The sequence below is a fragment of the Neisseria sp. HMSC066H01 genome (assembly GCF_001837375.1).
Lineage (GTDB): Bacteria > Pseudomonadota > Gammaproteobacteria > Burkholderiales > Neisseriaceae > Neisseria.
Genome location: NZ_KV832195.1, coordinates 290,594 through 311,873 on the forward strand (window position 1 = coordinate 290,594; position 21,280 = coordinate 311,873).

At 49.9% G+C, this 21,280-nt stretch carries 19 protein-coding genes, 1 tRNA gene and 1 pseudogene; 9 read left to right on the forward strand and 12 right to left on the reverse strand.

From position 1 onward, the window contains the following. Nucleotides 1-44 precede the first annotated feature (44 nt). Nucleotides 45-875 (reverse strand): symmetrical bis(5'-nucleosyl)-tetraphosphatase, encoded by an 831-nt coding sequence (locus HMPREF2551_RS08210; RefSeq protein ID WP_070838367.1) that lies wholly within the window; start codon nt 873-875, stop codon nt 45-47. Between the two features lie 69 nt (nt 876-944). Beyond that, nucleotides 945-1,334 carry a RidA family protein gene (locus HMPREF2551_RS08215; protein ID WP_003746001.1) on the reverse strand — a complete coding sequence of 130 codons (390 nt, stop codon included), beginning with the start codon at nt 1,332-1,334 and terminating at the stop codon, nt 945-947. A gap of 170 nt (nt 1,335-1,504) precedes the next feature. Here HMPREF2551_RS08215 and yaaA point away from each other — a divergent pair, with 170 nt between their 5' ends. Both yaaA and HMPREF2551_RS08225 read left to right on the forward strand, forming a co-directional pair. Beyond that, nucleotides 1,505-2,284, forward strand: coding sequence for a peroxide stress protein YaaA (yaaA, locus tag HMPREF2551_RS08220; protein ID WP_070838673.1), 780 nt, complete (start codon nt 1,505-1,507; stop codon nt 2,282-2,284). A gap of 79 nt (nt 2,285-2,363) precedes the next feature. Beyond that, nucleotides 2,364-2,454 (forward strand) — tRNA-Ser (locus HMPREF2551_RS08225). A 246-nt stretch (nt 2,455-2,700) separates the two neighbouring features. Here HMPREF2551_RS08225 and HMPREF2551_RS10750 read toward each other — a convergent pair. Continuing rightward, nucleotides 2,701-2,911: pseudogene (locus tag HMPREF2551_RS10750) on the reverse strand (IS30 family transposase); the annotation flags it as partial. A 195-nt stretch (nt 2,912-3,106) separates the two neighbouring features. On the opposite strand from HMPREF2551_RS10750, the gene HMPREF2551_RS08235 reads away from it, so the two are divergent. Continuing rightward, a complete protein-coding gene (locus HMPREF2551_RS08235) occupies nt 3,107-4,384 on the forward strand; it encodes an O-acetylhomoserine aminocarboxypropyltransferase/cysteine synthase family protein (protein WP_070838371.1) in 1,278 nt (425 codons plus the stop codon). Between the two features lie 84 nt (nt 4,385-4,468). Here the strand turns inward: HMPREF2551_RS08235 and HMPREF2551_RS08240 are convergent, their stop codons facing one another. From HMPREF2551_RS08240 to HMPREF2551_RS08260, 5 genes are all read right to left on the reverse strand, one after another. Further along, on the reverse strand, nt 4,469-6,073 hold the full coding sequence (locus tag HMPREF2551_RS08240; protein ID WP_070814436.1) for an ABC transporter ATP-binding protein: 1,605 nt from the start codon (nt 6,071-6,073) through the stop codon (nt 4,469-4,471). Nucleotides 6,074-6,097: 24 nt separating this feature from the next. Then, a complete protein-coding gene (oppC, locus tag HMPREF2551_RS08245) occupies nt 6,098-7,006 on the reverse strand; it encodes an oligopeptide ABC transporter permease OppC (protein ID WP_070838674.1) in 909 nt (302 codons plus the stop codon). 72 nt (nt 7,007-7,078) lie between these two features. Continuing rightward, nucleotides 7,079-7,999, reverse strand: coding sequence for an oligopeptide ABC transporter permease OppB (gene oppB, locus HMPREF2551_RS08250; protein WP_036472303.1), 921 nt, complete (start codon nt 7,997-7,999; stop codon nt 7,079-7,081). 232 nt (nt 8,000-8,231) lie between these two features. Further along, nucleotides 8,232-10,028: an aminopeptidase P family protein gene (locus HMPREF2551_RS08255; RefSeq protein ID WP_070838373.1), complete on the reverse strand. Its 1,797-nt coding sequence runs from the start codon at nt 10,026-10,028 to the stop codon at nt 8,232-8,234. A gap of 75 nt (nt 10,029-10,103) precedes the next feature. After that, complete coding sequence (locus HMPREF2551_RS08260; RefSeq protein ID WP_049323491.1) at nt 10,104-11,723, reverse strand: ABC transporter substrate-binding protein; 1,620 nt, start codon at nt 11,721-11,723, stop codon at nt 10,104-10,106. A gap of 325 nt (nt 11,724-12,048) precedes the next feature. On the opposite strand from HMPREF2551_RS08260, the gene HMPREF2551_RS08265 reads away from it, so the two are divergent. From HMPREF2551_RS08265 to HMPREF2551_RS08290, 6 genes are all read left to right on the forward strand, one after another. Continuing rightward, nucleotides 12,049-13,119: a porin gene (locus tag HMPREF2551_RS08265; RefSeq protein WP_070838375.1), complete on the forward strand. Its 1,071-nt coding sequence runs from the start codon at nt 12,049-12,051 to the stop codon at nt 13,117-13,119. Between the two features lie 124 nt (nt 13,120-13,243). After that, nucleotides 13,244-14,761: a polyamine aminopropyltransferase gene (locus tag HMPREF2551_RS08270; RefSeq protein WP_349267170.1), complete on the forward strand. Its 1,518-nt coding sequence runs from the start codon at nt 13,244-13,246 to the stop codon at nt 14,759-14,761. A gap of 168 nt (nt 14,762-14,929) precedes the next feature. Further along, nucleotides 14,930-15,397: an FxsA family protein gene (locus HMPREF2551_RS08275; protein WP_070838380.1), complete on the forward strand. Its 468-nt coding sequence runs from the start codon at nt 14,930-14,932 to the stop codon at nt 15,395-15,397. Between the two features lie 178 nt (nt 15,398-15,575). Further along, complete coding sequence (locus HMPREF2551_RS08280) at nt 15,576-17,423, forward strand: lytic transglycosylase domain-containing protein (RefSeq protein ID WP_070838382.1); 1,848 nt, start codon at nt 15,576-15,578, stop codon at nt 17,421-17,423. A gap of 277 nt (nt 17,424-17,700) precedes the next feature. Then, nucleotides 17,701-17,913, forward strand: coding sequence for a 30S ribosomal protein S21 (rpsU, locus tag HMPREF2551_RS08285; protein ID WP_003680926.1), 213 nt, complete (start codon nt 17,701-17,703; stop codon nt 17,911-17,913). A gap of 98 nt (nt 17,914-18,011) precedes the next feature. After that, nucleotides 18,012-18,458: a GatB/YqeY domain-containing protein gene (locus HMPREF2551_RS08290; RefSeq protein ID WP_070838385.1), complete on the forward strand. Its 447-nt coding sequence runs from the start codon at nt 18,012-18,014 to the stop codon at nt 18,456-18,458. Nucleotides 18,459-18,521: 63 nt separating this feature from the next. On the opposite strand, the gene accD is transcribed toward HMPREF2551_RS08290, so the two are convergent. The 4 genes from accD to HMPREF2551_RS08310 all read right to left on the reverse strand — a co-directional run bounded on the left by accD (nt 18,522) and on the right by HMPREF2551_RS08310 (nt 21,209). After that, complete coding sequence (gene accD / locus HMPREF2551_RS08295) at nt 18,522-19,388, reverse strand: acetyl-CoA carboxylase, carboxyltransferase subunit beta (RefSeq protein WP_070838387.1); 867 nt, start codon at nt 19,386-19,388, stop codon at nt 18,522-18,524. Nucleotides 19,389-19,463: 75 nt separating this feature from the next. Beyond that, complete coding sequence (gene trpA / locus HMPREF2551_RS08300; RefSeq protein ID WP_070838389.1) at nt 19,464-20,249, reverse strand: tryptophan synthase subunit alpha; 786 nt, start codon at nt 20,247-20,249, stop codon at nt 19,464-19,466. A 326-nt stretch (nt 20,250-20,575) separates the two neighbouring features. Then, on the reverse strand, nt 20,576-20,923 hold the full coding sequence (locus tag HMPREF2551_RS08305) for a hypothetical protein (RefSeq protein ID WP_049344100.1): 348 nt from the start codon (nt 20,921-20,923) through the stop codon (nt 20,576-20,578). Beyond that, nucleotides 20,907-21,209, reverse strand: coding sequence for an integration host factor subunit alpha (locus HMPREF2551_RS08310; RefSeq protein WP_003680933.1), 303 nt, complete (start codon nt 21,207-21,209; stop codon nt 20,907-20,909). Before HMPREF2551_RS08310 ends, HMPREF2551_RS08305 begins: the two co-directional genes overlap by 17 nt. Nucleotides 21,210-21,280 lie beyond the last annotated feature (71 nt).

Genomic DNA, 21,280 nt, shown 5'->3' on the forward strand with positions numbered 1-21,280 from the left:
AGGCCGTCTGAAACATTTCAGACGGCCTTTCATCTTATCCAAAACTATTTTAATGCCGTTTTCCAGTCCAATCCGCCCAACGACGGTACCTGTATCACTTCATTGGTATCCAAATTGACCGCTGTCAGCTCTCCGCCCCACAACGCGCCGGTATCCAAAGCGATAACCTGATCGGTATTAACATAGCCCAACGACGACCAATGTCCGAACACGGTAATATAATCCAAATTCTGCCTATCGGGCGCTTTAAACCAAGGGCGCAGGTAAAGCGGCATTTTTTTCAGAGTGGATTTATATTCGTAATCCAATTCGCCTTTGTACGTCAGCGCACGCATACGGGTAAAGACATTGATAATCATCCGCAGGCGCTCGTAGCCGGTCAAATCATCCGTCCACGCAGTCGGCTTGTTGCCGTACATTTTGCCAAAAAATTTCCTGTATTTTTTACCTTGCAATTCAGCCTCGGCTTCACGGGCAAGGCTTTCGGCCTTATCAACCGACCATTGCGGCAAAATACCGGCATGCACCATCACATGCCTGTTGCCGCGCACCAAAAGCGGTTGATGACGCAGCCAGTCCAATAGGGATTGACTCTCGGGATGGGTCAAAATCGGCTCAACCGTATCGCTGCGCTTGAGCGTTCCTTCACCGCAACCGACGGCCAAAAGATGCAAATCATGATTACCCAAAACCATTTGCACACTACTGTCGTGCTCTTTGGCAAATTTCAAGGTTTCCAATGACTTCGGGCCGCGATTGACAATATCGCCGACCAGCCAAAGGGTGTCCGTACCATGATTAAAGCCGATTTTGGCAAGCAGCAAAGTCAGTTCGTCAAAGCAGCCTTGAATGTCTCCGATTGCGTAATGTGCCATTATTATTGTTTTCCGTTGTTATTCTTTTCAGACGGCCTCAAGCCCAGCCCAGGCCGTCTGAAACATCAATTATGCGTTTAAAACCAATACTGCTTCCGCTTCAACCTGAACGCCTTTAGGCAGGCTGGCCACGCCAACTGCCGCGCGCGCAGGGAAAGGCTGCTCGATAAATTCAGCCATCACTTCATTAAACACGGCAAAGTTGGCCAAATCGGTCAAATAAGCATTGAGTTTGACGATATCGTTCAAAGAACCGCCGGCCGCTTCGGCTACGGCTTGCAGGTTTTTAAATACTTGCACGGCTTCGGCACGGAAGTCGCCATTACCGACCACAGTCATCGTGGCCGGATCCAAAGGAATCTGACCGCTCATATAAACCGTATCGCCTGCGCGGACTGCTTGGCTGTATGCGCCAATTGCGGCAGGGGCTTTGTCAGTATGGATAATGGTTTTAGACATGATATTCTCCTCAAGTAGAAATGTCAGAAACAGGTGGAAGCTTCGAATTTTACTTTCAACAGAAATACGTTTCAATAAAAGCATTCAATTAATGCGTTTAGCCCGTCTTGTTCTTCCTCGATTTTAAACCTACAATCCCACACATTATTCATTTCAAAGCCGAAATTATTATGTTTTTTGTCTTATCCCCAGCCAAAAACCTCAACGAAAAAGACCCCTCCCCCGTCAGCAGCTTTACCCAGCCCGACCTTCTGCCCGAAGCAGAAATCCTGATACAGGAGTTGCGTCAGCTTGCCCCTCAACAAATCGCCGAGCTGATGCATGTTTCCGACAAAATCGCCCTGCTCAACGCCGAACGCAATGCCGTATGGCACACGCCGTTTACACCTGAAAACGCCAAACAGGCCGTATTTATGTTCAACGGCGACGTCTATGAAGGCATCGCCGCCGATACGCTCAAGCCGGAGCAAATCGACTACCTGCAACAACACGTCCGCCTGCTCTCCGGCCTATACGGCGTACTGCGCCCGCTCGACTTGATGCAACCCTACCGCTTGGAAATGGGCACGGCCTTTGCCAACTCGCGCGGTAAAAACCTCTACGAATTTTGGGGCGATAAAATTACCGACCTGCTCAACCAAACACTGAAGCAGGCCGGCAGCGACGTTTTAATCAACCTCGCATCACAAGAATATTTCAAATCCGTCAACACCCAAAAACTCAACGCACGCCTGATTACGCCGATTTTTAAAGACGAGAAAAACGGCAAATACAAAATCATCAGCTTCTACGCCAAGCGTGCACGCGGTTTGATGGTACGCTACGCGGCAGAACACGGCATTACCGAGCCTGAAATGCTCAAAAACTTCGACTACGAAGGCTATTCATTCAATGAGGCAGCTTCAAACGAAGCCGAATGGGTATTCATGCGTGAAGAACAATCTAAATAAAAACAGAATCCTAGATATTTTTTCTAAAATACCTCTTGGCAAAGGCCGTAAGTTCCATTAATATTACGGCTTCAAGAATGGAAGCGTGGCAGAGCGGTTTAATGCAACGGTCTTGAAAACCGTCGAGGGTTGATAGCCCTCCGTGAGTTCGAATCTCACCGCTTCCGCCATTCTTGATATGTTTTTATCTAGTGAAAATGAAATGTGAGACTTGATGATTCAAGTCTTTTTTTATTTTCAAATCCAAAGAATCCCACAAAGGCCGTCTGAAACTTTCTATAACGCAGTTTCAGACGGCCTAATACCTTTAAAAATTCCCCCAAATTCCTAAAGTCCTACCCAGACATTTAGAGACTTGGGGGACTTTTGCGAAGGTCTCCGCTTTTCTAATCTTTGCCGTCAATGGCATCAGCCTACCCATCACCAATGCGGAATTTTCTCTCAACCATGCTGGGCTTTTCCTATGCCGACGCAATTGTGCATTTTGCTTCAGGTCTGTATGCCGCCGTATCGTTTGCGGTAGGGTTTGCTGCATATTTCGAGATATTGCCACAGAGTACCTCCGTTGCTTTTATCTTGGAGAAGGTCGCGGTAAACAGTATTGTGATGGGGTGTCATTCGATGATGGTGTGGTGGCAGGACAGGTCTTGAATGTGGTATCGTTCTTCTTGGGTCAGTTGCGTGTCGCTCAGGGTAATCTTTCTTGTAGGAAAGGCTGTATGCTGCTGCATACCGAACTTTTCCGTTATGGAAAGTTTGCCCTTCAAATCCGAATCTGCTGGCCTCTATTTATCATTATTTAATCGCTACAAGGATATTTAAATGAAACGGGAAACCATTGCCCTGCATGCAGGCTATCAATCCGAACCGACTACAAAATCCGCTGCCGTCCCCATTTACCAAACCACTTCATACACTTTCGACAACACGCAACACGGCGCAGACTTGTTCAACCTTGATGTAGCGGGCAATATCTACACCCGTATCATGAATCCGACCACTGCCGTTTTGGAAGAACGCGTTGCCCGTTTGGAAGGCGGTATCGCCGCATTGGCTGTCGCCAGCGGTATGGCTGCAATTACCTATGCCGTTCAAACCTTGGTTGAAGCAGGCGACAACATCATTGCAACCAAAACCCTCTACGGCGGCACATACAATTTCTTTGCCCACAGCCTGCCGCGCCAAGGCATAGAAGTACGCTTTATCGATCCGGCCAAACCCGAAGAAATTGCTGCCAATACCGACAGCCGCACCAAACTGGTGTATTGCGAATCTATCGGCAATCCCGCCATCAATGTCGTCGATATTCCAGCATTCGCCCAAGCCGCGCACGCTCAAGGGCTGCCTTTAATGGTAGATAATACCGTCGCTACGCCCACGTTGTTCCGCCCGATCGAGCATGGCGCCGACATCGTTATCCAATCCCTGACCAAATACATCGGCGGCCATGGCACAACGATTGGCGGTGCCATTATCGACGGCGGTAAATTCCAATGGGCAGGCAATCCGCGTTTTGAAAAAACCTTCAATCAGCCTGATCCGTCTTACCACGGCGTAAACTACTGCGAACATTTTGGTGCGGCAGCCTATATCGCCCGTGCCCGTGTCGTCCCATTGCGTAACACCGGTGCTGCCCTGTCTCCGCACAGCGCATTTTTGCTGCTTCAAGGTTTGGAAACCCTTGCCCTGCGTATGGAACGTCATTGCGAAAACGCCTTGAAAGTAGCCGAATTCTTAAAGAAACATCCGCAGGTCGAATGGGTAAACTACCCTGCTCTGCCCGACAGTCCGTATAAAGCTCTGATTGACCGCGACTATGGCGGAAAAGCCTCAGGTTTGCTGAGTTTCGGTATTAAAGGCGGTCGTGAAGCCGGCGCGAAGTTCATTGACGCACTGCAACTCTTCCTGCGCTTGGTGAATATCGGCGATGCCAAATCGCTGGCTACCCATCCCGCTACAACGACCCACCGTCAGCTTGACGATGCAGAACTCGCCGCAGCAGGCGTCAGCCCCGACATGGTACGCCTGAGCGTGGGTATCGAGCATATCGACGATTTGCTTGCCGATTTGGCACAGGCATTGGATGCCGCACAGGCATAGGCAACAGTAGCGCTAATTAGATGAAAAAAGCCTCCGCTTAAAAAGGCCGTCTGAAAATCTCTTTTCAGACGGCCTTTGCTTTTTCTACAAATCAAACGCGGCGTTAATCAAACGTTTGGTGTAGTCATTTTGCGGATGGTGGAAAATTTGATCCGCGCTGCCGTACTCGACCATTTCGCCCTGCTTCATCACAATCACGTTGTCGCTGACGGCGCGCACGACAGACAGGTCATGACTGATGAACATATAAGTCAGGCCGTATTTCTTTTGCAAATCGCGCAAAAGTTCGACCACTTTGGATTGTACGGAACGGTCAAGTGCGGAGGTCGGCTCGTCCAAAAGGATGAATTTCGGGCGCAGGATAACGGCGCGTGCAATGGCGATACGCTGACGCTGGCCGCCGGAAAATTCGTGCGGATAACGGTTGAGCGCGTCAAGCGGCAGGGACACTTCCTTCATAACTTCTAAAACGCGCTGGATACGTTCTTTTTTGGTCATTTCAGGATGATGAACCGTCAAACCTTCGCCGATAATTTCGCCAACGGTCAGGCGTGGGGAAAGCGAACCGAACGGATCTTGGAACACAATTTGCCGTTGCGATTTCAGGCGGCGTGCTTCTTCGGCGGTATAGTTTTTCAGGTCTTTGCCTTCAAAAGAGATATGACCGGTATAAGGCAGCATCTGCATGACGGCTTTGCCCAGCGTGGATTTGCCGGAACCGGACTCGCCGACAACGCCCAATGTTTCGCCTTCTTTAATTTTGAGGCTGATGCCTTTGACGGCGTCAAAAGTTTTGAGCGGCTTGCCGAAAAAGTTTTGCTTCAATACGAAAGAAACATGGACATTATCGGCTTCGATTAACACGCCGGCGTTATTTTCTTCCGGCTCTTTCATGCCTTTGGGAATGGCATTGATGAGTTCGGCGGTATATTCGTGTTTCGGATGGGCAAATACTTCTTTGATTTTGCCACGCTCGACAATTTCGCCGTTGCGCATGACGCAGACGGTTTTGGAATAGTGTTCCGCCAAACCCAAATCGTGGGTAATGAAGATAATCGCCATGCCCATTTGCTGTTGCAAGTCATGGAGCAAATCGAGAATCTCGGCTTGAATGGTTACATCCAAAGCGGTGGTCGGCTCGTCGGCAATCAGCAGGTCGGGTTCATTGATGAGCGCCATGGCAATCATGATGCGTTGCAGCTGACCGCCGGAAAATTCGTGCGGATACTGCTTCATGCGGCGTTCGGCTTCTTTGATGCCAACCCGTTGCAGCAATGCCAATGCTTTTTGTCCTGCCTCTTTTTTGCCGAGCTTTTTATTGTGCACCCGCGCCGCTTCAATCAGCTGCGTACCGATACGCATAAACGGATTGAGAGAAGTCATCGGCTCTTGGAAAATCACGCTGATGCGGTTGCCGCGCAAATCGCGCAGGGTTTTCTCATCGGCGTCCAAAATGGAAATGCCGTCAAACGTAATGCGTGAATCTTTGCTGTATCGGGCAAATTTCTCAGGCAGCAGACGCATGATGGACATGGACGTTACCGACTTGCCCGAACCGGATTCGCCGACCAAAGCCAATGTTTCGCCCTCTGCCACTTTAAAGCTGACATTACGCACGGCGTGCACGGTTTTCTCATGCAGTTCGAAATTGATGTCCAAATTTTCTACAACCAGTAACTGTTTTGTCATTTTGATTATCCTTTTGGTTGTGGTTTAGCGGTCTTTCGGGTCAAGCGCATCGCGCAGGCCGTCGCCGATAAAGTTGAAACAGAACAAAGTGGTTACCAGGAAGAAACTCGGCACGAGCAGCTGCCATGGTGCGGCTTCCATCGAAATCGCGCCCTCTTGCAGCATCGAACCCCAACTGGTCATCGGCTCTTGCACACCCAAGCCCAAGAAGCTCAAGAAGGATTCGAACATAATCATGCCCGGCACCAACAATGAGGCATACACCATCACCACGCCCAAAACATTCGGAATAATGTGGCGCGTTACGATTTTACGTTTTGCCACGCCGCTCACACGCGCTGCTTCGACAAACTCTTTATGCTTCAAGCTCAAGGTTTGGCCGCGCACGATACGCGCCACGTCCAGCCAAGACACCAAACCCACGGCGGCAAAAATCAAAAGCAGGTTGCGGCCGAAGAATGTGGTCAGCAGAATCACAAAAAACATAAATGGAAACGCGTTCAAAATTTCCAAAAAGCGCATCATCAGCGAATCGAGCTTACCGCCGATAAAGCCGGCAATCGCGCCGTAAAGCGTACCGATGACAACGGCCACCAATGCGCCGGCCACACCGACCAGCAAGGAAATACGTCCGCCGGTTGCCGCTCGCGACAGCAAATCGCGGCCGAGCAAGTCCGTACCCAGATAGTGATGGGTAGAAAAAGACGGCGGAATCTGCATATTGTCCCAGTCGGTGAAGTCGTAGGTGTAGCGGACAATCCATGGCGCCACAATCACAAAAATGCTGATCAGCAACAGGATGATAATGCTGTACACCGCCGCTTTGTTCTGTTTAAAACGCCGCCATGCGTCGCTCCACAGGCTTTTGCCGTGTACTTGGGCGTATTCTGCTGCCTCTGCAAGGGCCTGAGTCTGCTTCTTTTTTAATAACATAATGTTCTCTCTCGCTTTTTCTTCTTTCTTCAGGCCGTCTGAACGTTTCAGACGGCCTTTGCGCAAATGGGATTAATAACGGATTTTCGGATCAATAATGGCATACAGAATATCGAGGATGGCGTTAAACAAAATGGTCATGATGCCCACCAAAATCGTCAAACCCAAAATCATGCCGTAGTCGCGGTTGAGCGCGCCATTGACAAACAATTGTCCGACGCCGGGAATACCGAACACGTTTTCAATCACAATGGAGCCGGTGATAATGCCGACGAATGCCGGGCCTAAGAAAGAAACAATCGGCAGCATGGCGGGACGCAGCGCATGGCGCAGGATGATGCGGCTCATGGGCAGGCCTTTGGCGCGTGCCGTGCGGATAAAGGGGCTGTTCAATACTTCGATCATCGCGCCGCGCGTAATCCGCGCAATACTGGATACATAACCGATGGACAAAGTAACGACAGGTAGAATCAGGTTCATCAGTGCGCCATCGTTCCAGCCGCCTGCAGGCAGCCATTGCAGTCTGACGGCAAACACCAACACCAATACCGGCGCCATCACAAAACTAGGAACGACGATACCGGTCATCGCGCCGCTCATCAGCGAATAATCCAGCCAGCTGTTTTGTTTTAAGGCGGCAATGATGCCGATAAACATGCCGAAGATGGCGGCGATTAAAAAGGCGTAGAAGCCAAGTTCTGCCGATACCGGCAGGGATTGGGCAAGCAACTCATTAACGCTGAAATCTTTATATTTGAACGACGGCCCCAAATCCCCCTGCGCCAACTGCTTGAGGTAGTGGAAATATTGGAGGTACATCGGATCATTGAGGTGGTATTTGGCTTCGATGTTGGCCATGACCGCAGGCGGCAGGTTGCGCTCGCCTGTGAACGGGCTGCCCGGTGCGAGCCGCATCAGGAAAAACGATACGGTAATCAACACCAGCATGGTCGGGATGGAAGCACATATCCGTTTGATGATGAATTTCAACATAATCAGGCTGTCCTGTCTGAACATACCGGACTCGTGAAAACAAAGCTGACCTGAAGCGGAAATCGGATGAATGGCAGCAGGCATCTGTAACGTCGCCGCGCCGGTTTCTCTCTCTATTCCGACCGGGTTATTGTTTTTATTCGGAGTCGGGTAAGGTTTTTTAGTTTTTAGATAATTATTGTTATAAGGCCGTCTGAAACTTTGTATCCGCCGTTTCAGACGGCCTTGCACGTTAACGCGCCAAAGGTTCGGTGCGTTCAATCAGCCATGCTTTGGCCGCGCCTTCTGTCAAAGGCTCGAGACGTCGGCGTACTTCGGCGTGATATTGGTTCAGCCATTCGATTTCGCTGCCGGTCATCAGTTTGGTATCGATCAGGCGCGTATCGATCGGGCAGAGGGTAACGGTCTCGAAATACAGGAATTTGCCGAACTCGGTCTCCTCAGGGTTTTCAACCGGACGGTTGATGACCAGGCTTTCAATACGGATACCCCATTTGCCCGGACGGTAAAGACCCGGCTCGTTGGACGTCAGCATGCCTGACTTCATTGCGTGATGTGGTTGCGGTACGGCGGCAACGGCAATGCTTTGCGGGCCTTCGTGCACATTGAGGAAATAGCCCACGCCATGACCAGTACCGTGACCGTAATCGCATTGCGCCTGCCAGAGCGATTTGCGGCAGATGGCATCAATCATCGGGCCTTTGATGTTTTCAGGGAAAATGGTTTCCGCCAGAGAAATATGCGCTTTCAACACCAAAGTGTAATCGCGTTTCATGGCCGCACTCGGATTGCCGACAGGCACCACGCGTGTGATGTCGGTCGTACCGCCCCAGTATTGGCCGCCGGAGTCAATCAGCAGCATACCGTCGCCTTTGATTTTGCTGTTGTTTTCCGGTGTCGCGCTGTAATGAGGCAAGGCGGCGTTGGCATTGTAGCCGGCGATGGTGTCGAAACTTGGCGAAATAAAGCCGGGACGTTGGCTGCGGTGTTTATAGAGCATGCCGTCGATGTCCAGCTCGCTCAATTCGCCGCCGTCTGCCAAGATTTGTTCAAACTCGGCAAAGAAGCCGCACAATGCCGCGCCGTCTTCCGCCATGGTATTGCGGATATGGGCGATGTCGGCATCGGATTTGACTGATTTGAAGAATGTGCTTGGGTGGATGGCTTCAATCAAACGGACGTCTTCAGGCAGGCGGCGCAAAGTGCCGACAGCAGTTTTGTTCGGATCAATCAGCAATGTGCCGTTAACGCCTGCCAAATAGTCCGCCGCTTGCGCATAAGGCAATACTTCAAAACCTGCCACTTTCAAAGCTTCGGCAGATTCGGCTTTCAGACGTCCTGCATCGGTAAACAATACGGCTTTGTCTTGGCTGATAAACAGATGGGACAAGAACACAGGGTTGAACGGCACATCGTCGCCGCGCAGATTGGTAATCCAAGCGATGTCGTCCAAAGAGGAAACCAAATGCGCATCTGCGCCCTGCTCTTTCATGGCCGCACGGATACGGGCCAGTTTTTCGGCTGCAGTTTCGGAAACGTAGTCGGGATGGTGAACGTAGATTTCCGGAGTAGGCAATGCAGGACGGTCGTCCCACACTTCGTCCAACAAGGTTTCAGGATATTCGAGGCGGATGTTTTTGGCGGCAAGTGCCTGTTTCAAACCGCGCTCGCCGCTGAGTGCGAACATATCGGCAGGCGCGCCGACCACTGCGCCCTCGGGCAGATTTTGTGCCAACCATTCGGTATAAGGCGCATCAACGCCCATTTTTTGCAGCTCGATGCCGTTTGGCGCAAGCTGTTGGCCGGCCTGTTCCCAATAGCGGCTGTCTGTCCACACGCCAGCTTTATCGGCGGTTACCACCAAAGTGCCGGCCGAACCGGTAAAGCCGGAAAAATCGCGGCGTGCCTGCCAATGCTCGGGCAGGTATTCGGAAAGGTGCGGATCGGCGGAAGGAATGACAAACGCGTCCACGCCATGTTTTTTCATGGCTTCGCGTAAAGCGGACAAACGTTGTTGTACAGATTTCATGTGTTATGTCTCCTATTGTTTCAGACGGCCTCTGTCATCAAGGCCGTCTGAAAATTTGTGCTGTCTATCATCAATCTATTTTTTCGGTGCGAACGACCAGCTCTTGACTGTATAGTTCCGCAAAGGGTCTTTGTCGGAATAGCCGATAATATCAGGCTTGACCATACGCACTTCAACCTGATGATACAGCGGAATCAGCGCAGCGTCTTCTTGAAGCTGCTTCTCCGCATCGGCATAGAGCTGGCTGCGCGCTTCCTTGCTGACACCATCTTTCAGCGTATTGTTCATAAATGCGTCAAACGCCGCGCTTTTGTAGCGGAATGCATTGTTTGAATTGTTGGATTTCAAGATATTGAGCATACCTGCCGGATCGTTGAAATCGGAACACCAGCCGCTGAACGAAACCTTGAAATTGCCTTGCGCGCGCGTATCCAAATAAGTTTTCCATTCCTCGTTGGACAAAGTCGGACGGATAAACGGAATGGCGGCTTTCCACACCGACTGCACGGCAGTGATTTGTTTTTTAGACGCTTCGCTGGTGCTGTACAAAATATCGAACTCAAGCGGATGGTCATCGTTGTAGCCTGCTTCGTTCAACAGTTTGCGTGCGGTTTCGATGCGTTTTTCAGGCGTCCACTCTTTCCACTCCGGATAAACAGGAATCACGCCCTGCATTTGCGGCGGTGTCAATTGGAAGGCAGGCGTATCGCCGCGGCCGCCCACTTTGACGACAATGTCGCGGCGCGTCAGCATATTGAGCGCCTTGCGGACGCGCGGATCATTAAACGGCGCTGCTTCGTGGTTCGGCTCCAAATACCAGCTGCACAAAGAAGTCGTGCGTTTCACTTGTCCCGGAAACTCAATATCCGCCACTTTGACCTGATCGCTGGGAATGCCGTAAGTTACATCAATTTCATTGGCGCGATAACGGTTGTACTCGCCGCTGCCTGACAAGAAAACCGCCTTCGGAATGGCTACTTTGTCTTTATCGTAATAATTGGGATTGCGTTCCATATTGATGTGGCTGTTGACTTTCCAATCCTTTAACAGATAAGCGCCACTGGAAACATAATGACCGGGCTGCGTCCACTTGTTGCCGTATTTTTCGACAGTGGCGCGGTGCACCGGAAATGTGAATTGCTGAATCAGCATATCGGGGAAATAAGGTACGGGTGCAATCAGCGTAAATTGCAGGGTTTTCGCGTCCAACGCCTTAACGCCCAATGTCTCAGGCTTGGCTTTGCCGTTTAATATATCTTCCGCATTTTCCACTTGGGCATCGACCAAATAGCTGCCGAAAGGTGCGCCCGTGGCCGGATCGGCAAGACGGCGGAAGCTGTACACAAAATCCTCGGCAGTAATCGGATCGCCATTGCTCCATTTGGCATCACGCAGATGGAAAGTCCAGACACGCTCGCCCTTGCTTTCCCATCTTTCCGCCAAAGCAGGAATGGTTTTGCCTTCGGCATCCGTACCGACCAAACCATCCATCAGCTGGCGGATAATCGCACCCGCCGCCATATCGCCGCTCATCTGCGGGTCCAGCGTACCCGGCTCGACGCCGTTGCTGACCACCACGCGCTCATAATCAGTACGCTTAAACTCAGGGGCGGGTTTGACATCGCGGCTGCACGCCGACAACGCAAATACGGCGGCCAATGATGCAGCCAACAGCGGATAGGTTTTTCCGGCCATATTTCATTCCTTCTTTTGGGTATTCTTCTTTTTCAGACGGCCTGATTATTCAAACTACATTTAACTACAAATATTTGAAGTTTTTAAACCCAGTTTAATCCTCTATTTCCAGATATAAAAATAGTGTTTAAAACTACCTATACCATCGAAATAAAAGCAGTCGTCCAAGATTGTTGGCAAATTAACACAAAAATACGTAACTGAAAACTATTTTTCAATTTATCCTACGATAAGTTACAAATGTATTGATTTTTTATAATTTGTCAAATAAGATTATCCGAATTTCCCGTCCCCAATTAAGAAAAAGATATAAAAGGAGAACAAAATGAACAAGTTATCTTGTTTTTTTGCCACTACCCTCATCGGCTCTTCCATAAGCTTCGCCCACGCCGAACCTAAAATGAGCGGTACCATCTACATCATGACCGAGGTCGAACACAACAATAAAACCGGTGTAACCTCTACAACCATTTCCGATAAAAGTTCCAGTCTTTATCTCTCCGATGAAGTACCACTCAACAACGACTTATGGTTGAAATGGCAACTTGGCTCCTTTATTTACTTCGATTCCGACCGCTGGGGCGGCTGGGGTACTGCCGACTCATACGTCGCGCTCAACAGCTACAAAAACCTCGGCACCGTCAAAATGGGTTACATCAGTACCCCTATGAACAGCATTTATCTGAATCCGTTCGATACCAACAGCCCGATTTTGGAATTCGGCAAAATTTCCCGTTTCGGCCAACGCCGCGTTTCCATGGCTTATGAATCGCCTTGGAAAAACGGTTTCCAATTCAAATTCAACGTCTCCCCAGGTTCCAATGCCGCGCGCAACAATAACGACTGGAATCCGGACAAAAAACGTGACGGCGACTGGGTCTTCGGCTGGGGCGTGGACTACTACCACCCCAACAACGGCTTTAACGCCCACTACGCTGCCGAATACGCACCCAACGACTCCCCAACCGAAACCAAAGACTTCCAAGCCCACGCTTTCATGGCCGGATACAGCAAAGACAAAATCTCCGTCGATGCCGCGTTCCAATACGCCAAAAACACTTGCGACGGCTTCAGCTGCTGGGGCGTATGGAAAGATGCGGCAGGCAACGTAGCCGGTTCTTACGACAAAGAAATCAACAACACCAAAGAATTTATGGTGTCGGGTTCATATAAAATCGGCAATTTCAAACCTCAAATCGGCTTTGCCTACGGTAAAAGCTCTATCGGCGAAGACTACAAACACGTCGCCGTCAGCACCGATTACAGCTTCTCCAAACGGACGACCGCCACACTCGGCGCCGGCTGGTTGAAAGAAAACGTCAATCCGAAATACGACCAAGATTTGCCGAAAAAATCTTCTTACGCACTGGGTATGGTATTCAAACACCGCTATTAATGCCTGACAGATTAAAGGCCGTCTGAAACAATTTGTTCAGACGGCCTTTTCTACATCCTATAATTAAACTTGCAGCCCACCTTAAAAATCATTACATTGCCCACACTCAAGCAACAAAAACGTCATCATGAACGCCCACCGCACCCTCATCATCTCCGTTTTTATCGTCGCCAGCTGCGGCCTCGCTTACGAACTCATCATTGCCGCGCTCGCAAGCTATCTTTTGGGCGACAGTATTTTGCAGTTTTCCTCCGTCATCGGGCTTTATCTGTTTTCAATGGGTATCGGCGCCCACCTGACCCAATACATCAAAGATAAAGACGTGTTGCACCGCTTTATCGAAATCGAACTTCTGGTCGGCATCATCGGCGGCATTTCCGCGCTGGCATTATTTGTGGCCTTCGGTTTATCCGCCGCCCCGTTCCGCACCCTGCTCTACGCCTTCGTGCTGATTGTCGGCATGGTTGTCGGCATGGAAATTCCTTTGGTCATGCGCGTGTTAAACCAAAAAGGTGCGGAATTTAAAGAACTCGTTTCCAAAGTCCTGACCTTCGACTACTTGGGCGCACTCGCCGTCTCGTTATTATTTCCGCTCCTGCTCGCCCCCAAACTCGGCATGGCGCGTTCAGCCTTGTTGTTTGGCATTTTCAACGCCGCCGTCGCCTATCTGACTGCACGTGTATTCAAATCCGAATTACCCCGCTATCACGCCATCCGTACGCGTGCCTTTATCGTATTGACCGCGCTCATTACGCTCTTCGCCTACGCCGACCGTATTTCCTTTAAAGCCGAACAAAACTATTTCGGCGATCCCGTCGTCTATCAAAGCCATTCGCCCTACCAACGGCTGGTCGTTACCCGCTGGAAAGACGACACCCGCCTCTATATCAACGGCAACTTGCAATTTTCCTCACGCGACGAAGCCCGCTACCATGAAGCACTCGTTCTACCTGCCATGCAGATGGTTCCCAATGCCGAACGCGTCCTGATTCTCGGCGGCGGCGACGGATTGGCGGCACGCGAAGTCTTGAAATATCCGCAGGTCAAAAATGTTACTTTGGTCGATCTCGACCCTGACATGACCGCCACCTTTAGAACCTCCGCCACCTTGAGCGCACTCAACCAAAGTTCACTGTCCCATCCCAAAATGCACGTCGTCAACGACGATGCCGCCAAATGGCTGGAAGGGTCGTCTGAAAAATTCGACGTTATCATCATCGATCTGCCCGACCCGTCCAATTTCTCGCTGGGCAAACTCTACTCCGTCCCCATGTACCGCCTCGTTGCCCGCCATCTTGAGCCGCAGGGCAAGATTGTTGTGCAATCGACTTCGCCTTATTTCGCCCCTAACGCCTACTGGTCGGTCGTTGCCACCCTAGAAGCGGCCAAGTTGAATACCGCGCCCTATCATGTTTACGTCCCTTCCTTTGGCGAATGGGGATTTGTGTTGGCAGGCTTCGACCAAAACTTCCCCATTCCGCAAAAATTCGACGTACCCACCCGCTATCTCAATGCTCAGACCGTCGCCGAAATGTTCCGTTTTCCGCCCGATATGGCAAGGCGCAAGGTGGAAGCAAATTATTTGAACAACCAAATTCTCGTCAGTTATTTTGAAAGTGATTGGAACAATGTGATGCGATAAAATATCTAAAGGCCGTCTGAAACATCTGCCTTCTTTTTATCTCCGTTCAGACGGCCTCATCGCCCGTTTACCCTTTTTCACACAGCATTTGCTTGAAAAAAATAAGGTTTATCTTTATCTAGATAGAACACAATCGACACTATCCGTTGAATGAAGGAACAAACTCTTATGCAGTATTTTGGAATCGGTTTTTTGGTTTTAATCTTTTTGGAAATCATGTCCATCGTCTGGGTTGCCGACTGGCTTGGCGGCGGTTGGACGCTGTTTGTGATGGCTCTCAGCTTTATCAGCGGTATCTTTATGCTGCGCCATACCGGTATCTCCGGCTTATTGCTCGCAGGTGCAGCCGTCCGTAGCGGCCAAAACATTTCCCTCTACCAGATGCTGTGGCCGATTCGCTATACTGCCGCCGCAGTTTTCCTGCTCAGCCCCGGCTTTATTTCAACCGCCGTTGCCCTGCTCTTGCTGATTCCGTTTAAAGGCAACGCGGCCGTTTCTTCTACGCAGTCATTCCAAAGCCGCCAGACTTACAGCTCTGCCAAAGATGATGAAGACATTATCGAAGGCGAATATACGGTTACGCGCACCAGCAAAGCCGACAAACCGCAAGACTATATCGAACACAAACCCGATTGACGACTTCCTTCATAACAGGCCGTCTGAAATAGGAATACCTCAAAAGTGTTTCATATTTCAGACGGCCTTAGTCATTTCCGGGCTTTGAAAATGTAAATATCGGTTTGTAATTCGGTTATTCCGCATAAATCATTTAAAATAAGCAGCTATTTTGATTCTAAAAACGACACGGTATCCAATGAACGTTCAACGTCTTTTCCCCCTCTCCCTCAGCTTGATTACCGCCGCTGTTTTATCGGCGTGCGCCACCCAAAACACACCGACTGCTTCGAAAACCGACACCGTCGTTCAGTCTAAATCTACTTCTATTCCTTCACGCCGCGCCGACAGCGAATCCAAAGTCCTGTCCGATTACAGCCAATACCAAAGCGCCATCGATGCCGCCAAACACGGCGACGATGCTTGGGTACAACAATTTTTATCCCAAGCCAGCGACAGCGCAATGGCTGAAAACGTCCGCAACGAATGGCTGAAAACCTTGGGCGCGCGCGGCCAATGGGATTTGTTCCGTCAAGAATTCAGCAAATTGAACGCCGCCGGCGTCGCACAAGAAGTGCAATGTTATGCCGATTTGAGCAGCGGCAATTACAGCAAAGCCGCCGAGCTGGTTCGCGTTACCGGCAAACTGCCTGCCGGTTGTACCCGCTTGGTTGAAAGCGCGGCAGCTTCAGGCCGTCTGAACACCAACGACGCATGGCGTCGCGTGCGCGGCTTGTTGAGCAACAGTCAAACCACAGATGCACGCAACCTCGCTGCCGCATTGGGTAGCCCTTTTGAAGGTGGCGCGCAAGGTGCGACCGAATACAGCCTGTTGAGCGTGATCGGCAAAGATGCACGCAAATCCGCTTCTGCCGCCGCTACCCTGTCCGACATGGAATCCGGCCTCAGCCGCGAACAACGCAGCTTCGCATGGGGCGTATTGGGCCACTATCATGCACAAAGCCAAAACATGCCGACTGCTTTGAGCTACTACGGCCGCGTTTCCGACCACAAACAACTGACCGACGAACAATTAGAATGGTACGCACGCGCCGCTTTGCGCCTGCAACGTTGGGACGAATTGGCAAGCGTGATTCAGCATATGCCTGAAAAACTGCAAAAAGACCCGACATGGCAATATTGGCTGGGCCGCAGCTTCGCTGCACAAGGCAAAAGCAGCCAAGCCAAAGAAATGTACGAAAAAGCTGCCGCTTCCGGCCGCAATTTCTACGCCGTAATGGCAGGTGAAGAATTGGGCCGCCGCATCAATACGCGCAACAACGTTTCCGATGCTGATGCCAGAGACGTCCGCCGCATGAGCGAAGACGGCGCCATCAAACGCGCATTGGTTCTGTTTAAAAACAGCCAAAGCAACGGCGACTCCAAAATGCGCCGTCAGGCACAGGCAGAATGGCGTTTTGCGACCCGCGACTTCAACGAAGACAACCTGTTGACTGCCGCACAAGTCGCTTTTGACAACCAGTTCTACGACATGGCAATCAACAGCGCAGACCGTACCGACCACAAACTCAATTACAAACTGCGCTACCTCTCTCCGTTTAAAGACCTGACCGTCCGCTATGCCGCACAGGCAGGCGTTGACCCTGCATGGGTTTACGGTTTGATTCGCCAAGAGAGCCGCTTTGTCATGGGCGCTCAATCCAGCGTCGGCGCACAAGGCCTGATGCAGGTCATGCCTGCAACCGCCCGCGAAATCGCCGGTAAAATCGGCATGAGCAGCAGCGAACTCTACACCATGGACGGCAATATCCGCATGGGTACTTGGTATATGGCAGATGCCAAACGCCGCCTGCAAAATAACGAAGTAATGGCCACCGCAGGCTACAACGCCGGCCCCGGCCGCGCCCGCAACTGGCAGGCTTCTTCGCCTTTGGAAGGCGCTATCTACGCCGAGACCATCCCATTCACCGAAACCCGCGACTACGTGAAAAAAGTCATGACCAACGCGACTTATTACGCGTCATTGTTCAACGAACCGCAAACTTCGTTGAAACAACGTATGGGTACGGTTCCCGGCCGCTATTAATGCCCGATAGGCCGTCTGAAAAGTGAGACAGAATCAAACGTTCAGACGGCCTGCAATCTTGACAAACTATCGGGTTTATAAGAAAATCGCCCAATTGTTTCTGACCGAAAAGGTCACTTGCACGGCAAAAGCCAACTTGTTAGGAGGTGATGTTTACATCACGGCGCGTATCCCGCCCTGCCCTAGGCAAACCAGCGATACAACAACTCCCCTATTATGACAAACCGTCCTCTATTTCTTAAAACGGTTTGATTGAACAAAATTTAAAGGAAATAAAATGCCTGCTATTCGTGTTAAAGAGAATGAACCATTTGAAGTTGCCATGCGTCGTTTCAAACGTGCCGTAGAAAAAACCGGTCTGTTGACCGAGCTGCGCGCCCGTGAAGCGTACGAAAAACCAACTACCGAACGCAAACGCAAAAAAGCTGCTGCAGCCAAACGTCTGCAAAAACGTCTGCGCAGCCAACAACTGCCTCCTAAAATGTACTAATTACAGGCCTGCCCTGTGATAAACGACACACCGCAAGGGCAGCTTTGCGGTGTGTTTTGTTTTTCAGACGGCATCTTTTTATATAAAGTGAGAACATTATGAGCCTAAAAACACAATTAACCGAAGACATGAAAACCGCCATGCGTGCCAAAGACCAAGTGTCTTTAAGCACCATCCGCCTGATTAATGCCGCCATCAAACAATTTGAAGTAGATGAGCGCACTGAAGCCGATGACGCAAAAGTCATCTCCATCCTGACCAAGATGGTGAAACAGCGCAAAGACAGCGCCAAAATCTATACCGAAGCCGGCCGTCAAGATTTGGCTGACAAAGAAAACGCGGAAATCGAAATCCTCAACCGCTATCTGCCGCAAATGATGTCTGCAGAAGAAATCAAGACTGTCGTTGAAGCAGTCATTGCAGAAACCGGTGCATCAGGCATGACCGATATGGGTAAAGTCATGGGCGTCCTGAAAACCCGTCTGGCCGGCAAAGCCGACATGGGCGAAGTCAACAAGGTTTTGAAAGCCGCATTGACTGCTTAATCATCAATAATTAAAAAGGCCGTCTGAAATATTATTTTCAGACGGCCTTTCTTATTGTGCTCATCAAGCAGCAGTTACTTTACCTTCATAACGCAACAAGGTAATTAAATCGCTGATACGTTTTTTCATGGAACGGCGATCGACAATTTGGTCGATTGCACCTTTCTCCAACAAGAATTCTGCACGTTGGAAACCTTCCGGCAGGGTTTCGCGTACAGTCTGCTCGATAACGCGCGGACCTGCAAAACCAATCAGAGCATTCGGTTCTGCCAAAACCACATCGCCCAAGAAGGCAAAGCTGGCAGATACGCCGCCCATGGTCGGATCGGTCAATACGGAAATAAACGGCAGACGTTTTTCAGTCAGCAAATGCAAAGCCGCGCTGGTTTTCGTCATCTGCATCAAAGAGTTCAAACCCTCCTGCATACGCGCACCACCGGAAGCCGCCACGCAAATAAACGAACAATTATCTGCAACAGCACGGCGTACACCCTGCACAAAGCGCTCACCCACTACCGAACCCATAGAGCCGCCGATAAAGCGGAATTCAAACGCAGCCACCACGACAGGCAGGCCGTTCATGGTGCCTCTCATAACGACCAAAGCATCGTCTTCACCGGTTGCTTTACGCGCAGCAGCGAGGCGATCCGGATATTTTTTGCTGTCTTTAAACTTCAACGGGTCTGTCGGTTTAATATTGGCTGCAATCTCTTCACGGCCTTCTTCATCCAAAAGCAGGTCCAAACGTTCACGCGCAGAAAGCGGATTGTGATGATTACATTTCGGGCAGACTTCGCTGTTTTGTTTCAACTCGGTTGAGTAAACCGTTGCCGAACAAGACGGACATTTGTGCCACAGACCTTCAGGGACGCTGGACGAACTGCTTCGGTTTTTAATTTTTGGAGGAAGAATTTTATCTAGCCAGCTCATGAATGACTCCTTTGGATTCAGAATTCAGACGGCCTGTTGAACGTAAGGCCGTCTGAAACAATGGAATGAAAAAATTTAGCGAATCGCGTCTTTCAACTCTTTAACCAACGCGCCTACTGCTTCAGCCTCGCTACCCGCGTGGCTTTCAATCTCTTTGACGATACGGCTGCCGACAATAACGGCATCCGCCACCGCACCAATCTTACGCGCACTCTCCGCATTATTGATGCCGAAGCCGACACCAATCGGAATATCGATGTATTTGCGCAAAAGCTCTATTTTACGCGAAACTTCTTCAGTATCCAAACTTGCCGCACCGGTTACACCTTTGAGCGATACATAATACACAAAACCGCCGGCTACTTTGGCAATCGTTTGAATACGCTCTTCAGTTGTCGTTGGCGCAATAAGGAAAATGCAATCAATACCTTGCGCTTTCAACGACTCATGTAAAGGCGCAATGGTTTCTACCGGAGAATCCACGGTCAACACGCCATCTACGCCTGCTTCGGCAGCCGCTTGCGCAAACGCCTGATAGCCCATTTTATGTACTGGGTTCAAATAGCCCATTAACACAACCGGCGTTTTATCATTGGTTTGGCGAAACAAGCGTACTGTTTCCAATACATCTCGCAAAGAAACATGATTTGCCAACGCCCTTTCAGCCGCACGTTGAATAGTCGGGCCATCCGCCATCGGGTCAGAAAACGGCACACCCAGTTCCAAAATATCAGCACCATTAGCCACCAGGCTATGCATCAATGCCAAGGTTGTCTCAAGGCTAGGATCACCCACCGTAATATAAGGAATCAGTGCTTTTGCGCCATTGAGCGCTGAGAAAGTTTGTTGGATTCTGCTCATTTTCTGCTATCCATTTCATCGATTTGAATGTTGTCCGGCAGCCTGTTTATGCTGCCGTTACATTTGTTTTAAAAACCTCAGTCTGCCATGAAAAGGCGGCATCTATCCGCATTATCCAATGACTGTTTCTTCCCAATCGGCAAACAAGAGGCTAAGTATAACATTTACGGCTATTTCATAGAATCATTTGCAATCAAGATTCTGATATTTTGAACGCAATATAAAACAATAAAGGCCGTCTGAAAATCATTCAAACAGCCTTTATTAGAATCAATTATGCAAATCTTTGTATGCCTTCGCACTTTTGATCAGAATTTCCCTATCGATTACAGCTCGACATGGTGGTTTTGTTGTTCAGAACCCAAATGACGCTCCAAATCAGACAAAACCTGCATCAGACCATGGCGAACTTCTTCTGCATTGGCGGCAGGATTACCGTTTGCATCCAAAGCGCCACGGCTGAACGTATCGATATATGGTTCAAACGTATCTTTCAGTTTCAACAACTTAACTACATCTGAGCGCGTATATCGATCGCCACCGTATCCAATCACAACATTATTTTCATGTTGCCATTGGGCAAATTGAGCCGGACTAATTTGCACCAATTGGCACATCTCATCCAACGTAAAATAACGCTTGGCAGGAATAACCGGATTATTGTTGTTTGTCATAGTAATGCTCCACCATGCCTTTGAGTTTTTGGCTGGCATGGAAAGTTACCACACGGCGTGCGGTAATCGGCACTTCTTCGCCTGTTTTAGGGTTACGACCAGGGCGTTGAGGTTTGTCGCGCAATTGGAAATTACCGAAACCGGAAATTTTAATTTCTTCACCACGCGCCAAAGTGCTGCGGATTTCTTCAAAAAAGAGCTCGACGATTTCTTTGGCATCATTCTTGGTGACGTTGCTGACTTTGTCGACCAAAATATCAGCCAATTCTGCTTTAGTTAATGTCATGTGTTTACCTTCATTCAAACTGGTGCAATTATTACCAAAATTCTTTTAAAAATCAAGTCCTCACCAAAAAA

Excerpts from the sequence above, each read along its gene's own strand:
- HMPREF2551_RS08210 (WP_070838367.1), bottom strand. The coding sequence starts at position 875 with ATGGCACATTACGCAATCGGAGACATTCAAGGCTGCTTTGACGAACTG.
- HMPREF2551_RS08215 (WP_003746001.1), bottom strand. The coding sequence starts at position 1,334 with ATGTCTAAAACCATTATCCATACTGACAAAGCCCCTGCCGCAATTGGC.
- yaaA (WP_070838673.1), top strand. The coding sequence starts at position 1,505 with ATGTTTTTTGTCTTATCCCCAGCCAAAAACCTCAACGAAAAAGACCCC.
- HMPREF2551_RS08235 (WP_070838371.1), top strand. The coding sequence starts at position 3,107 with ATGAAACGGGAAACCATTGCCCTGCATGCAGGCTATCAATCCGAACCG.
- HMPREF2551_RS08240 (WP_070814436.1), bottom strand. The coding sequence starts at position 6,073 with ATGACAAAACAGTTACTGGTTGTAGAAAATTTGGACATCAATTTCGAA.
- oppC (WP_070838674.1), bottom strand. The coding sequence starts at position 7,006 with ATGTTATTAAAAAAGAAGCAGACTCAGGCCCTTGCAGAGGCAGCAGAA.
- oppB (WP_036472303.1), bottom strand. The coding sequence starts at position 7,999 with ATGTTGAAATTCATCATCAAACGGATATGTGCTTCCATCCCGACCATG.
- HMPREF2551_RS08255 (WP_070838373.1), bottom strand. The coding sequence starts at position 10,028 with ATGAAATCTGTACAACAACGTTTGTCCGCTTTACGCGAAGCCATGAAA.
- HMPREF2551_RS08260 (WP_049323491.1), bottom strand. The coding sequence starts at position 11,723 with ATGGCCGGAAAAACCTATCCGCTGTTGGCTGCATCATTGGCCGCCGTA.
- HMPREF2551_RS08265 (WP_070838375.1), top strand. The coding sequence starts at position 12,049 with ATGAACAAGTTATCTTGTTTTTTTGCCACTACCCTCATCGGCTCTTCC.
- HMPREF2551_RS08275 (WP_070838380.1), top strand. The coding sequence starts at position 14,930 with ATGCAGTATTTTGGAATCGGTTTTTTGGTTTTAATCTTTTTGGAAATC.
- HMPREF2551_RS08280 (WP_070838382.1), top strand. The coding sequence starts at position 15,576 with ATGAACGTTCAACGTCTTTTCCCCCTCTCCCTCAGCTTGATTACCGCC.
- rpsU (WP_003680926.1), top strand. The coding sequence starts at position 17,701 with ATGCCTGCTATTCGTGTTAAAGAGAATGAACCATTTGAAGTTGCCATG.
- HMPREF2551_RS08290 (WP_070838385.1), top strand. The coding sequence starts at position 18,012 with ATGAGCCTAAAAACACAATTAACCGAAGACATGAAAACCGCCATGCGT.
- accD (WP_070838387.1), bottom strand. The coding sequence starts at position 19,388 with ATGAGCTGGCTAGATAAAATTCTTCCTCCAAAAATTAAAAACCGAAGC.
- trpA (WP_070838389.1), bottom strand. The coding sequence starts at position 20,249 with ATGAGCAGAATCCAACAAACTTTCTCAGCGCTCAATGGCGCAAAAGCA.
- HMPREF2551_RS08305 (WP_049344100.1), bottom strand. The coding sequence starts at position 20,923 with ATGACAAACAACAATAATCCGGTTATTCCTGCCAAGCGTTATTTTACG.
- HMPREF2551_RS08310 (WP_003680933.1), bottom strand. The coding sequence starts at position 21,209 with ATGACATTAACTAAAGCAGAATTGGCTGATATTTTGGTCGACAAAGTC.